At 66.3% G+C, this 13,520-nt stretch carries 13 protein-coding genes and 2 pseudogenes; 11 read left to right on the top strand and 4 right to left on the bottom strand.

Annotated elements, in window-relative coordinates; all coding sequences use genetic code 11:
- Positions 1 to 19 precede the first annotated feature (19 nt).
- Positions 20 to 940: a LysR family transcriptional regulator gene (locus tag H977_RS0103390; RefSeq protein WP_029106534.1), complete on the top strand. Its 921-nt coding sequence runs from the start codon at positions 20 to 22 to the stop codon at positions 938 to 940.
- 13 nt (positions 941 to 953) lie between these two features.
- Entirely contained in the window at positions 954 to 1,508 is a 555-nt protein-coding gene (locus H977_RS0103385) for a M15 family metallopeptidase (RefSeq protein ID WP_155946477.1), read from the top strand.
- 1 nt (position 1,509) lies between these two features.
- Here the strand turns inward: H977_RS0103385 and mymT are convergent, their stop codons facing one another.
- The gene (gene mymT, locus H977_RS0103380; protein WP_029106532.1) at positions 1,510 to 1,659 is read right to left on the bottom strand and encodes a copper-binding metallothionein MymT; all 150 of its coding nucleotides are present in this window, start codon (positions 1,657 to 1,659) and stop codon (positions 1,510 to 1,512) included.
- Between the two features lie 105 nt (positions 1,660 to 1,764).
- On the opposite strand from mymT, the gene H977_RS0103375 reads away from it, so the two are divergent.
- The 5 genes and pseudogenes from H977_RS0103375 (at position 1,765) to H977_RS0103355 (ending at position 7,831) form a co-directional block, all read left to right on the top strand.
- Entirely contained in the window at positions 1,765 to 2,613 is an 849-nt protein-coding gene (locus H977_RS0103375) for an SDR family oxidoreductase (RefSeq protein ID WP_029106531.1), read from the top strand.
- A gap of 109 nt (positions 2,614 to 2,722) precedes the next feature.
- Positions 2,723 to 3,547, top strand: a pseudogene (locus tag H977_RS34650) (DUF222 domain-containing protein); the annotation flags it as partial.
- Between the two features lie 35 nt (positions 3,548 to 3,582).
- Positions 3,583 to 4,398: pseudogene (locus H977_RS32435) on the top strand (HNH endonuclease signature motif containing protein); the annotation flags it as partial.
- Positions 4,399 to 4,462: 64 nt separating this feature from the next.
- Positions 4,463 to 5,269: a fructosamine kinase family protein gene (locus H977_RS0103360; protein ID WP_029106530.1), complete on the top strand. Its 807-nt coding sequence runs from the start codon at positions 4,463 to 4,465 to the stop codon at positions 5,267 to 5,269.
- Between the two features lie 348 nt (positions 5,270 to 5,617).
- Entirely contained in the window at positions 5,618 to 7,831 is a 2,214-nt protein-coding gene (locus H977_RS0103355) for an ATPase AAA (protein WP_029106529.1), read from the top strand.
- Between the two features lie 19 nt (positions 7,832 to 7,850).
- Here H977_RS0103355 and H977_RS0103350 read toward each other — a convergent pair whose 3' ends face one another.
- Positions 7,851 to 8,177, bottom strand: a complete 327-nt coding sequence (locus H977_RS0103350) for an antibiotic biosynthesis monooxygenase family protein (protein ID WP_029106528.1) — start codon at positions 8,175 to 8,177, stop codon at positions 7,851 to 7,853.
- A gap of 62 nt (positions 8,178 to 8,239) precedes the next feature.
- Between H977_RS0103350 and H977_RS0103345 the strand changes: the two genes are divergently transcribed.
- On the top strand, positions 8,240 to 8,698 hold the full coding sequence (locus H977_RS0103345; protein ID WP_029106527.1) for a MarR family winged helix-turn-helix transcriptional regulator: 459 nt from the start codon (positions 8,240 to 8,242) through the stop codon (positions 8,696 to 8,698).
- Here the strand turns inward: H977_RS0103345 and H977_RS0103340 are convergent.
- Entirely contained in the window at positions 8,695 to 10,836 is a 2,142-nt protein-coding gene (locus tag H977_RS0103340) for an acyltransferase family protein (protein WP_029106526.1), read from the bottom strand. The two genes, H977_RS0103345 and H977_RS0103340, sit on opposite strands and share 4 nt — an antisense overlap.
- A 92-nt stretch (positions 10,837 to 10,928) precedes the next feature.
- Between H977_RS0103340 and H977_RS0103335 the strand changes: the two genes are divergently transcribed.
- The 3 genes from H977_RS0103335 (at position 10,929) to H977_RS32430 (ending at position 12,374) form a co-directional block, all read left to right on the top strand.
- The gene (locus H977_RS0103335) at positions 10,929 to 11,360 is read left to right on the top strand and encodes a guanyl-specific ribonuclease (RefSeq protein ID WP_231395855.1); all 432 of its coding nucleotides are present in this window, start codon (positions 10,929 to 10,931) and stop codon (positions 11,358 to 11,360) included.
- The gene (locus tag H977_RS0103330; protein WP_029106524.1) at positions 11,357 to 11,635 is read left to right on the top strand and encodes a barstar family protein; all 279 of its coding nucleotides are present in this window, start codon (positions 11,357 to 11,359) and stop codon (positions 11,633 to 11,635) included. The genes H977_RS0103335 and H977_RS0103330 overlap by 4 nt, the downstream gene beginning before the upstream one ends.
- 205 nt (positions 11,636 to 11,840) lie before the next feature.
- Complete coding sequence (locus H977_RS32430) at positions 11,841 to 12,374, top strand: adenylate/guanylate cyclase domain-containing protein (RefSeq protein WP_051288596.1); 534 nt, start codon at positions 11,841 to 11,843, stop codon at positions 12,372 to 12,374.
- 9 nt (positions 12,375 to 12,383) lie between these two features.
- On the opposite strand, the gene H977_RS0103320 is transcribed toward H977_RS32430, so the two are convergent.
- Positions 12,384 to 13,463 (bottom strand): phosphodiester glycosidase family protein, encoded by a 1,080-nt coding sequence (locus tag H977_RS0103320; protein WP_029106523.1) that lies wholly within the window; start codon positions 13,461 to 13,463, stop codon positions 12,384 to 12,386.
- Positions 13,464 to 13,520 lie beyond the last annotated feature (57 nt).

Raw genomic sequence — 13,520 nt, 5'->3', positions numbered from 1 at the left:
AATCGCCGGAAATGACCGCATGGACTTCACCAGACTCTCCTACTTCGTCGCGGTTGCCGAGGAACTGCACTTCAAGCGGGCCGCCGACCGGTTGATGATCACGCCGCCACCGCTGAGCAAGCAGATCAAGCTGTTGGAGAAGGAGCTGGGCGGGCAGCTGTTCGAACGCAATTACCACGAGGTTCGCCTCACCCCGCTGGGCGCCAAGCTGCTCGGTCCCGCCCGCGAGATCCTGCGTCAGGTCGATGAGTTGAGGGCCACCGCGGTACGGCTGGCCGATGAAGCCACGACGGTCCGCGTGGGTGCAACCGCTTACGCGCCATCGGATTTCGTCGCGCATGTGCAGCGCGCGGTCACCGACCTGCCGGTCCCGACCGAGTTCAGCGTTCCCGGATCGGCCGCCGAGGTCACGGCCAAACTGGTGTCCGGCCACCTCGACCTCGGACTGATCCATCTGCCCACCTCGGACAAACGGCTGCAGTACCGCGTGGTGGCCACCTTCGGCGGCGCGGTGGCCGTGCGGTTCGACGATCCGCTGGCGAGCAAGGACCTGGTGACGATCGAGGAACTGCGTGATCGCGACGTGGTCATCGATTTCGCCCGGCCCAATCCCGTCATGCTGGCCGGCCTGACCCGCGCACTCAACGCACGCGGGGTAAGCCGCATCGTGCGCACCACCAACCAGTTCGGCGGCGAACTGGAGATGGCAGCCCAGGTGTTCAACCGCCACCTCGTCGCGGTCGTGCCCTACGCACCCGAATCGCTGATCGGCAAGATCTTCTCGCCGCCGGAGTTCACGCTGGTGCCCATCGACGAGAGCACCTGGGCACCGGCACGGATCGCGTTGGCCTGGGTGCCCGATCGCCTGAAAGACCCGGCAGAAATGGAGGCACTGGTGGCTCAGCTCGCGCCGGTATTGGTCCGCGGGCGGCCGCAGTAATGTGTTCACAGTGATGCCGATGATGGTGGGCGCAACAACCGTGGCCTCAAGCGTCGCCGCCCTGGCGGCGCTCCTGGGGACGTCCGCGCCCGCACCGCAGATCCACCTGGTCGACGACACCATCCCGATGACCCAGGGTGACGGCTCACTGGCCGACGGACAGGTCCTGACGCCGTTCGACGTGCAGAACCCCGCCATCGGCCGGCTGGATCCGCGGCTGCTGGCCGCCATTCAGAACGCCGCCAACGCCGCGGCCGCCGAGGGGGTGACCATGACGATCAACTCGGGGTGGCGGTCGCCCGAGTTCCAGCAGTCGCTGCTCGATCAGGCGGTGCAGACGTACGGCAGCGTCGCGGCCGCACGGCAATACGTGCAGACCCCGACCGCGTCCCGGCATGTCACCGGCGAGGCCGTCGACGTCGGTGGTCCCCAGGCCGATCACTGGTTGATCGCCAACGGCGCGCGATTCGGGCTGTGCCGGATCTACGCCAACGAGCTGTGGCATTTCGAACTGGTCGCCGACCCGGCGGGCAACTGTCCCGCGCTGCAGCCCAACGCCGCGGGCTGACCTAGTCGGTGACCGGCACCATATCGGCGCCGCAGGTGCACTTGTAGCTGGTTTCGGGGCCTTCGCAATGGCATTCGGACTCGACGCGGATCCGGCACCCACAGCCCTCGTGAGCACAGGTCAGCACGGTGCCGGTCGGGACAACGCTCATGTCTCCTCCAATTTCGTCTGCACGGTGGACCGGTTCCCATCGTCCCCCTTGCACCAGCGCTGAACCGCCGAAATCAATACAAATCGGTCGGCCTATCGTGTCTCTATGACTCTGTCCGGGAAGACCATGTTCATCTCCGGCGCCAGCCGGGGCATCGGCCTGGCGATCGCCAAGAAGGCCGCTGCTGACGGCGCCAACATCGCATTGGTCGCCAAGACCGCCGAGCCGCATCCCAAGCTCGAGGGAACGGTCTACACCGCTGCCAAGGAGATCGAGGAGGCCGGCGGGCAGGCTCTGCCGATCGTCGGTGATGTTCGCGACGGCGACTCCGTGGCAGCAGCGGTCGCCAAGGCCGTCGAGCAGTTCGGCGGCATCGACATCTGCGTGAACAACGCCTCGGCGATCAATCTCGGCTCGATCGAGGAAGTCCCGCTCAAGCGCTTCGACCTGATGAACGGCATCCAGATCCGCGGCACCTACGCCGTGTCACAGGCCTGCATCCCGCATATGAAGGGCCGGGAGAATCCGCACATCCTCACGCTGTCCCCGCCGATCCGGCTGGAGTCCGAATGGCTCAAGCCGACCGCGTACATGATGGCGAAGTTCGGAATGACATTGTGCGCCTTGGGTATCGCCGAGGAGATGCGGGAAGCGGGCATCGCTTCCAATACGCTGTGGCCGCGCACCCTGGTGGCGACCGCCGCGGTGCAGAACCTGCTCGGCGGTGACGAGGCGATGGGCCGCGCCCGCAAGCCAGACATCTACGCCGACGCGGCATACACGGTCTTCAACAAGCCCGCGCGGGAGTACACCGGGCAGAGCCTGCTGTGCGAGGACGTCCTGCTGGACAACGGTGTCACCGACCTTTCGGTGTACGACTGCGTGCCCGGCTCGGACCTGGGCGTGGACCTGTGGGTGGACACCCCCAACCCGCCCGGATACACGGGTCCGTAGACGGTCCCGGAATCGCGCTCGCCGGGCGTTTGCCCGCCTGGCGAGCGACAATTCAGCGACAACCTGAAAATCGTTGCTGGGCTGGCCATACACGAGTAGACTCGAACACGTGTTCGAATTGCTGGACCAGCCGACGCTCGGTGAGCTCACTGACAACGCGCTGATCGATGTCCTCGAGCACCGCACTCGCTCGGAAGCAGCCGCAGGCGCGCAGCGCCTGGCCATCATCGCCGAGATCGTGGCCCGCCACTGCGACGACGAAGACGACATCTCCGCCCGCCGCGCGATCGACGGCTGGGAACTCGCCACCGCCGCCGTCAGTGCCGCCTGCAACCTCGGCCGCAGCGCCGCCTCCGCCCAAATGCGCATCGCCCAAGCTTTACGCGAACGACTCCCCAAGGTCGCCGCCGTATTCGCCCGCGGCGAGATTTCGGCCAACGTCGTCTCCACCATCACCTGGCGCACCCAACTCATCGTCGATGAGGACGCGCTCGGGTTGGTCGACACCGCCCTGGCCGGTGCCGCCACCACATACGGAGCGCTCTCCTCGGCCAAGGCCCAACAAGCCATCGATGTGTGGGTCGAAAAATTCGACCCCGCTGCCGTCCGGAGAAGCCGCACAGCAGCCCGAGAACGCCACATCCACTTCGGCGACCCCGACGACCCCAACGGCACCGTCTCCATCTGGGGACGCCTACTGGCCACCGATGCGGCGTTGATCAAAAAGCTCCTCAACGCCATGGCCCGCGGAGTCTGCGACGACGATCCGCGCACCATCGGACAACGCCGCTCCGATGCCCTCGGCGCCATCGGCGCCGGAGCCGACCAATTGACATGCCAATGCGGCAACCCCGGTTGCGAAGCCACCGGCATCGACCCCCGGTCCCGTGCCGTGGTGATCCACCTGCTCGCACAGGGACTGCCCCGATGGGCCACCAACAGCGCCGAGGGCGGGGCTTTTTGGGGTCGGAACCGCCCCGGTCGTTCACCCGCACCGAAACCGACGACTACACCATCTACACGATTCGGCTACCCCGCCTGGAAGCGGCCAAGTTCGACGCCGGCCTGCGCGCGCATCACGACGGGCTGGCCGCCGACTGGAAACACCACCACGACACCGGCGCTGAGGTTGAAGACGGGCAGGCGCCACCGTTTCCCAATAATGTCGATGCGTTCATGAGTCTCATCGAAGCCGGCTGGGACGCTGAGGCGGCACGTCGCCCGCACGGCCAGCACACCACCGTCATCGTGCACCTCAACCTCGACACCGACACCCCGGTGGCCTCGCTGCATCTGGGTCCGCTGCTCACCGACGAAGAACGCCAATACCTGCTCTGCGAGGCCACCGTCGAAGCCTGGTTCCAACGCCACGGCCAACCCCTCGGCGCCGCCCGCACCACCCGCCAGATCAGCCGTCGGCTGCGCCGTGCGCTGGAGCACCGCGATCACTGCTGCGTGGTCCCCGGTTGCGGGGCCACCCGCGGACTGCACGCCCATCATCTGGTGCACTGGGAAAACGGTGGCCCCACCGAACTGCACAACCTGGTGCTGGTGTGCCCCTATCACCATCGGCTGCACCACCAGGGCGGCATCACCCTCACCGGACCCGCTGATCGGCTGGTCGTCACGGACCCCACTGGAACACCATTGGACGGCGGATCCCTGGCCCGACCACCGACCACACCCCCACCCGACGTCCCACCGTGTCGCGGCCCCACCGGCGAACGCGCCGACTGGTGGTGGTACCCACCCTTCCAACCCCAACCACCACCGAAAGTCGCGTAGTTCCTGGGGTTAGCGTCGTGGATCCGGCATAGCCGTCCACGCATGTGCCGGTAACCTGACCGGTATGTCCGATGCCGCGGACCGGTCCGACGTCTTCGTCAAACACAGCGCGTCGGCTCCGGCAGGCTTCTTCGCGGCCGAGGCGGCGGGTCTGAAATGGCTGGCCGTGGACGGCGGTGTGCCGTGTGTCGACGTAATCGATTATGACGCAACCTCATTGACGCTGCAGCGGATGTATCCGGTGGCACCGACGGCGCACGAAGCCCGTGTCTTCGGGGAGCGCTTGGCGCATACCCACGATGCGGGCGCGAAGGCCTACGGCGCCGGGCCAGACGGTCACCAAGGGAACGGGTTCTTCGGCCCGATGTCGCAGCCGTTGCCAATGTCCTTGACTGGCAATGATTCTTGGGGCGCCTTCTATGCCGACGATCGTCTGATACCGATGGCGCGGCTGGCGCAACCGCAGCTCAGCGCCGCCGCGCAGCGCGCTGTCGCATCAGTGATAGACCTCTGCCGCACAGGCATTTTCGACGACGACGATGTGCCTGCCAGGCTGCACGGCGACCTCTGGAACGGCAATGTGCTGTGGACCGCCGACGGCGCCGTCCTGATCGATCCGGCTGCGCATGGCGGGCATCGGGAGACGGACCTGGCGATGTTGGCGCTGTTCGGTTTTCCGTACCTCGATGAGGTGATGGCCGGGTACTGCTCGGTGCGGCCACTGCGCGGCGGCTGGCGGTATCGGATCGACCTGCACCAGCTCTACCCGCTGCTGGCCCACGTCGTGCTGTTCGGTGGCGGTTACGTAGCCCAGGTCGAGGCGACCGCGCACCGGATCCTGACGAATGACAGCAAACTACGGATCGAGTAGTTTCAGCGGTTCTCTACACCTCCGCGGCAACGTCTGGCGCAGGTCGACGCGGTTTCGTCGGTGATCGGAATCAATTGACATATCGGCGGATGTTTGACAACGGCAATCCGCGCCCTCGCGGCATTTAGCAACATGACGCTGATCGACGCATGACGAATTCGACGATTGCCTGTCGCAAGCGTAAATTGATTTAACTGCAGGGCATCACTGGTCCAGTCGGTTGCAACTAGTTTGCGACAAGCCGTTGACGCGAGGGTGGAATTCTTTTCAGCAATGTAGTGATGCCGGTCACATTAGTGCTACGTTGCCTGAGATCAACCTGAGAACACGGCCGAAGGGACTGGTCAGATGGCGGTCAAACACCGTAGGCAGCGGCGGCGCATCAAGAGGGTGGCGACCCTCGGCGCGGCAACCGCAACAGTCACCGCGCTCACGGTGGGCGTTGCTCCTCCGCCGGCGCAGGCGGCCACAGTGCAACGCGACCTTCGGCTGCAATCCGGCGTCCAGATCTTCCCGCCGCCCGACCAGATCCCGGACCTCACGGGTGGCCTCGGAATCCAGGTTTACAACCAGTTCCAAACCGTCGGCGCGCAGGTCGAGACGGCGTTCGTCAATACCTTCAACCTGGCCGCGCTCCTGCAGGCGGCGGGCATCGATCCGACCGCCGCGATCAAGGACCCGCTCAACGATGCGCTGGGCGGTGCGCTCGGTGGCGCCCTTGGCGGGCTGCCCGTCGGTGACCTGGCCGAACTGCTCGGGATCAACGTCGAGGACCCGCTGTCATCGCTCGGGATCAACCTGATCACCACCGGCGGGCCGTTCACTCTGCTGCGGTTGCTCGGAGTCGACCTCGGGTGGGTACCGTCGTTCCCGAATTCGGTGGCCGACGAGATCAACAACACCCCCTACCTCGATGTCAGCCTGGAGTCGATCTTTGACGCGCTCGGTCTACCCACATCTGGCGCTGGGCTTTTGGCGATCCGCGTTGCGCTCCGCGCAATCGGCATCGAACTGCCGGACCTCAGCACGAACGCCGCCGATGTGCGCATCCCGATCGTGGCGGGCTGGGGATTCGGTGCATTCGCGGCCGGGGCGGCGTACCAGCAGGTGGTCGACGATTTGCCGAATCAGCCTGGCGGCGCGAACTACACCGGTACCAACCCGCTGCTGGGCAGTTTCACGATCCTGCCGATGATCCTGATCGACAATCCGGGCCGTGCCAACGGTGGCATCCTGGCTCGCGCCTATCCGTTGTTCGGACTGTTGGGCATCGACACCGTGACACCCGATACCCAGGTGCAGAGCAGCGGGACCAGCATCCTGGCCGGCATCCCCGTCGTCGGTGACATCCCATTGCTCGGACTCACCCCGGGCGGGGCCAACCTGATCCCGATCAAGATCGACGCCACGGCGGAGTACCTTCCACTGTCGGACTTCGCGGCGTGGCCCAACCCGTTCACCATGGCGAATAATGTTGCGGCAGGTCTGTTCCCGACCTACATTCTGCGAAACCAGTCGCTGGACACGCTGAGCACGGTGCTGGTCGACCAAATCGTGTCGCAGCTCGGCGCGGACATCACCGACTATCTGGCCAACCCGGGGGACGATCCTCAGCTCGGCCCCAAACTCAACATCTACGTGACGATCCCGGCGCAGAGTCTGCCGCTGTTGGAGCCGACATACCTCGCTGTCGACGTCGTCAACCTGTTGACGGGGGCGAACTTCAACAACCCGATCGGCACGGCGCTGAGCCCGGTGCTCACGAGTCTGGTGAATCTCGGGTACACCGATGTGGAGTACAACGCCACCACCGGCGTGTACGAACGGACGCTCGACGAAGCCGACATCCCAACCGCTTTCGGCACGCTCCCGGCAGATGTCGACTGGGCGCAGGTGCCTGGGCATCTGGTCGACAACCTTGTCACGGGTATCCAGAAGGCGATCGACGATGGATTGGTGAGCCAGACTCCCGTTTCCAATCCCATCAAGACCCTGCTCGGCCTCCTGGGCCTGGGCAACACGCTGACGAGCGGTGGGTCCGGGCTGGATCTCTCCAGTCTTACCGATGCGCTGACCGGCCTCACGCAGGTCGCACCCGACAGCGTTGGGACACAGAGCATCGCGAAGACGAGCTTCGAGCCCCAGGGCGTCACGCAGACCAAGGTCGGCACCGCCACCGTGGAGCTGAAATCTGTTGTGGACGAGCCTGTGGACGGCCCGGTCGACGACCCCAAGGCGAACGTCGAGGTCGGCGCCGACAAGCTCGCCGCCGCCTCGGACGCCCGCAAAGAGGTCGAGAAATCGGTTACCGAGGCCGGCGCGCGTGCGAAGGCCTCGGCTGAAAAGGCACGTGAACGGACAGCCAAGGCGGTCAAGGACGCCCAGGAGCGGGTGAACAAGATCGCCGAGGATGGTCGCAAGGAGATCAAGGCGGCCGCCGAGGGTATCCAGAAAGGTGCCGAGAAGGCGGTCAACGACGTGAAGGACAACGTCAAGAAGGCCGGCGATTCGGTGAAGCCCGCCAAGAAGACCGAGAAGAAGGACGCCAAGGACGCCGCCTGACGCCTGGGCCGCCTGACCTCTAGGCGGCCTGGTGCACCGACTCCACGGTGTAGACATGCGGCTCGAAGCTGATCGCGATGTCCGCGCACCGGCCCATGTGTTCCCGTGCGGTGGGATCGGTGAGCATGGCTTGGAAGTCCTCGACGCTGCGCCATTGGGCGTAGTTGGTGACACGGGTGCCGTCGGTGCTCAGGTGGATGTTGGCGGAGATGAATCCGGGCACGTGCCGCATCACGTCCTCGGTTGCCGTCCGCAGTAGGTCGACCAGTTCTGTCGCTCGCTGCGGCTCCACGGTGAACACGTTGATGAGGGTCGCGTGCGGGCTGTGTGCCTCGATGGTGGTCATCGTCATCTCCTTTGTCAGGTTCCTTACATGAACGACGGTAGCACTGATGTAAGGTTCCTGTCATGCCCCAGGACGTGGAAAGTGGCGCCGGCTACCTCGTCAAGCGCGTGCAGCAGAGCCTGCGTCGCAATTGCGATGCGGCACTGCGGCCTACGGGCTTGTCGATGGCGCAGTACACCGCCTTGCGCGCGTTGGCCGACCACCCGCAAGCCTCGGCCGCGGAGCTGGCGCGGCTGTGCTTCGTCACCCGCCAGTCCCTCCAAGACGTCCTGGCCGGCCTGCGAGCCGCCGCTCTGGTGCAGGACTCGTCCGGTCCGCAAAAGGGCCGTGCCCGGGCACTGCAGTTGACGGCCGCAGGCACACGTCGGCTGGCTGAGGCGCACGCGGCGGTGATCCATGTCGAGCAGGACATGCTGAACGGAATCCCCGGCAAAGCCCGGAAGGAACTCGCATCATTGTTGCTGCGCTGTGCGGAGAACCTCGAAGGATCCGCGGCGGAAACTGCAGCCCTGCCGGACTAGTTGGGCGCCAAAGCGCTTTCTGCCAGGCGCGCCATCACCGGCGTCAGCAGTTGGGCGTATTCGGCGGTGATGTGGTTGTCATCGCGGAACACGAGCGTGTTGCCGACGATCACCGGACAGCGCCGGTCGGTGCAGAAATACTGGTCCAGCCGCGCGTACTGCCCGCCACCGGCCTGCACCGCCGCGGCCTCGGCGGCAATGCCCTTGTCGTTCACGGCGATCGAACGGTCGGGCGCGCACGCCGTGGCGTCGTCCATGTGCGCCGACAGGCAAGCGGGCACCGTCGTGTGAGGATCGGGAACCGGGCCGAGCACCAGTACCCGCGCCCCGGTTCCACGCAGCTGCGCCACCAGCCGCGTCAACCCGTCCAGCCAGGCGGGGTCGTAGCTGGTGAAGCCGAAATCCGCGCCGTAGCGGCGCACCATGTCCAGCACGATCATCGCCGGACGTTCCTTGGCGACGCGGGCCAGCACCTCGGCTCGCCATTGCTTGCATTCGGTGAACTCGCGGCCGAGGTAGGGGCTGAGAATCGGCAGCTTCATCGGTGGGCAGGTGACTTTCGCATAGGTCTGCAGCCGCCAGCCTCGTTGCTGCGCTGTGGCTTCCAGAGCTGGATGCCACATGCCTGCGTGTGAATCGCCGATCAGGGCGACCTTGGTGGCCGAGGCGGCATCCCCGGAGACGCAGTCCGGCACGGCGGTGTCTTGCCAGGACAGCACGCAGCCGTTGACGAACGCCTCTGGTTTGGTGATGTCGTCCAGCGGTGGTGACAGATTCGACGGCACCGCGCGCAGTTCAGCCGAGGCGGCGACGGCGGCCTGCACCCGCTGTTCGGGCGTCATCGTAGGCGCAGGAGCGGCCGCGCTGGGTGGCCCGATCAGGGCGACCGGAACCGCTGCGGGCCCGGATCCCGTAGGGACGGGACGCACCGCCAGCAGAACGAGCCCAGCACAGACGGCGACTCCGGTGGCTGTGGCGCCGACGGCCAGGCTGCGCCAGGAGGAGGATCGCAGCGTCGCGGCGAACCGGGCCGGGTTCTCGACCAGGTGCAAGGTGAGGATCGCCAGGCCCAGCGACATCACGATCATCGCCAGCCGCCCCGGCAATCCCAGGTCGTGGCCGAGCAACGCGGGCGCCAGCAGCAAGACCGGCCAGTGCCACAGGTACCACGAGTAGGACAGCCGGCCGATGCCCCGCATCACCGGTTTCGAAAGCAGCCGCCCCACACCGAGATCGGGTATCGCGCAACCCGCCCCGACCACCAGCGCGGTTCCCATCACCGGAAGCACCGCCGCCGAGCCCGGGTACGGCGTGGCCGTGCCGAGTTGTGTGCAGGTGGCCAGGATCAGTGCCAGACCGCCCCAGCCGACCAATGCCGCGCAGACCGGCGGAAGGTTGCGCCAGTACGCCGCGGTCAACGCGACCAGCCCGCCGGCGGCCAGCTCCCAGGCACGGGTCGGTAGGGAGAAGAACGCCCACGGCGGCATCGTCGCGGTCCACGAAAGCGACAGCATCAGCGAGGCGCCGGCCACCGCCGCCAGCAGGCACGCGTACGGAACCGCCGACCGCGTGCTCCGGCCGCTGCGTCCCAAGAGCCAGGCGGCGCCCAGGATCAGCGCCGGCCACAACAGATAGAACTGTTCCTCCACACCGAGCGACCAGTAGTGCTGCAGTGGGGAGGCCGCTGTCTCGGCTGCCAGATAGTCGGTCCCTTGGGCAGCGAAGCGGTAGTTTCCGGCATAGAGAGCGCTCGCGATCGCGTCGGCCAGCACCGAGCGGGCGCGCAAGGGCGGAAGTAGGACAGTCGCCGCTAGCGAGGTGACGACCAGGACCAGAGCAGCAGCCGGCAGCAGGCGCCGAGCCCGCCCGGCGTAGAACCGCGCGAGCCGGACGGTGCCGCTGTCGGCGGCTTCGCGCCACAGCAGCCCGGTGATCAGGAATCCCGACACGACGAAGAACACGTCGACGCCGATGAACCCTCCGCCGAAACCGGGCACCCCGGCGTGAAACAGGACCACGGCCAGCACCGCGACCGCCCGCAGCCCTTCGATATCGGGGCGAAACTGCTTGTTCGACAGAGCTTTTCGCCCGCTCGCGGTGCTGCCGCGGCGGGCTGTGGGCTCCGCGAGGGTGGTCACTCTGTTCACTCGAGTAACGATCGTCGCACGGCTGGCGCCGTTGACCCTGGATTTGCGGGGCTTGTTGTGAGCCGGTTGCTAGCCTCATGCCGATGGGACGATCACGCATTGCGGTACTGGCAGTGCTGTGCGGGCTGCTCCCGGGCTGCTGCGCACCGACTCAGCCCACGTCCTCTCCGGCGCCACCGGCATCGGCATCACCGTCACCGACGAAGTCAGCGGCAGCGGACGGCACGTGCGCTCTGAGCGGCCTTCCTCCGGAGGCGGACAAGACCGTCGAGCTCATCCAATCCGGCGGGCCGTTTCCGTACCCGCGCAACGACGGCGTCATCTTCGGCAACTTCGAAGGCCGGCTGCCCAAACATGAGCGGGGCTATTACCACGAGTACACGGTCCCGACGCCCGGCAACAAGCACCGCGGCAAGCGGCGCATCGTCACCGGGGGAGCGCCGCGGAACGATCCGCCCGAGTACTACTACACCGGCGACCACTACGAATCGTTCTGCCTGATCGGAGGCATGTGAAGACGTATCGGATCGAGGGGGCCAACGTGGCTTCCAAAGCGGACTTCTTCACCGAGATCGGCCGTGCGGTCAACGGCGACGGAGGCTACTTCGGCTCGAATCTGGATGCGCTGGCCGACTGCCTGCGCGGCGGGTTCGGCACTCCGGAGAACCGCAAGTTCCGGTTCGTCATGACGTCGTACCGGAAGATCAAAGAGGCGCTCGGGCAAGACACCTGGACCACCGTGCTGTCGATCTTCGTCTCCGAGGGCGTCGACCTCTGGCTGGAGAACTGACGGCCAACCTGTCCAGCAAACTCTGACGGTAGCCGCTTACGCGCGTCCCACGGGGGCAACAGCGCCGGGGTCGCGGGCTGGCAACCCGGTTGTGCGGCAACGGTGTTGACTGTCGATACACCACTTTCGGAAAGTGGTTACGCTGGCGTTCTGCGTGCCATCAGGCGCGGGGTTTCGGGGAAGAACTGGCAGGAGCAACGCGCGCGTGACCGAAGATCTGTCGACCGAGACGACGTGGCTGATGGCCCGCACCGAGGGATCCGCGCGCCTGTGGCAAACGCAACTCGCGGACATGGCCGCCGCGCTGCCGTACTTGCGAGCCACCGTGAGCCATTTGGTGCCGCTCCATGGCGGCACCCTGTCGGCGAAGCAGCCGGCGTGCGACGGTTTCACGGCCACTTTCGGCCGTGCCTCGGACGCGGTGTCATGCGCGCTGTACCTGCAACTGATGCAGTTGGATCCGTTCGAACTGTGTATCGGCGTGCACAGCACCCGCACCGGTACAGAGCGGCTGCGCGACGTCGCCCATGCCGGGCAGACGTTGATCTCGGGCACCACAGCGTCATCGGTTGCCGGTGATCTACCGTCCGGAGCGACCGTGAAATACCTCGGCGACCAACGCATGGGCGACACCGAACCGCAGGAACGGCTCATGCAGCTGTGCCACCCGGGATTGCGGAAGTACCTGCAGCCCGTGGGGATGCCGAATGCTGTTCTCGCCGAAATCCTGGTGAACTAGCGGCACTGCTCAGCTGAAGGCAAGCCAACTGGGCAGGGCCCGCTCGCGTGAATCGCACAGCACTTGACGGGTATCGCAGTTCCCGCGCGGTGACCCGGCACCGCTCCACATCCCGCCGGTGTCGCGGCGCAACACGATCGCCGACGAGCCGCCGCCGTCGAGCAGCAGGGCGTTGTCGGCGCCAAGGCCACGGAAAAGGTCCTGGATGTTGTCCGGGGTGTAACTGCCGCCCTGGAAGACGTAGAGCTGGTCGGTCGCCCTGTTGTAGCCGACGGCGGTCCGTGCCGCGCTGGGGCCGTTGTCGTTGAGCTGACCGGTTTCCCCGGGGGCGAGGAGGCCGATACCCGCCACCGCGACGAACCGGGCGTTCTGGTCGAGCAGTCGCTGGATCACCGGGGTGGCCGAGTCGTAATCGTCGGGGCCCTTGGGCATCACCACATAGGGCGCGCCGCCCATCGGAAGGATCATGGTGGCCAGTGCCGCCCAGCGTTCGTCACCGCCGGACAGGCCCTGCTTGCCCGCATAGGCCAGCGTGCCGGTGACCGCGGCGTTCGCCCGGCCCTGACCTCTGGTGTTGTCCACATATGCGCCCAGCGGCGACGAGCACTTGGTGTCACGCCAGGAGCCACCCTTCTGGCCGCGCACGTCGAAGAAATTGGCGTTCACCGCGATGGTCGGCTGGCCCAGCACCTGCCAAGCGGCCAGAGGTGCATAGGTTTCGGAGGCCTGCCAGAGCCCTTCGCCGGTTCGGGCGCCGGGGGTGCGCTCGCAGCGGGACTGGTATCCCTGATGGCTGTCGACGAGCAGACGAGGGTTGAGCCGGCCTGACGCGTTCTTCATGGCCATCAGATGGCCGCCGTTGTTCAGCGTGTAGGCACGCCCGTCGGCGGCCAGGAACGGCGCGGCGAACTGGCCGCCGAAGTTGTAGACGAGGTAGGCGCCCTTGGTGTTGGCGATCGCCCCGAGCAGTAGCGCCCTGGCGTCCTCGGCGCGTGCGACGGGTGAGCCGGTGGTGGCCAGTGCCGCGCATACGGCAACCGCGGACGCCGTGGCGACCGCTCGCTGGAGGAGTTTTGCCAGGACTGGCACGAACTACACAATAATCACACAGATAACTCTGTCAACATGCGTAACGGCCTGGTCACG

It is taken from the genome of Mycobacterium sp. URHD0025 (assembly GCF_000426065.1).
In the GTDB taxonomy this organism is placed as follows: domain Bacteria; phylum Actinomycetota; class Actinomycetes; order Mycobacteriales; family Mycobacteriaceae; genus Mycobacterium.
The sequence above is the reverse complement of the archived record's forward strand: the minus strand, read 5'-3'. Positions and strand labels throughout refer to the sequence as shown.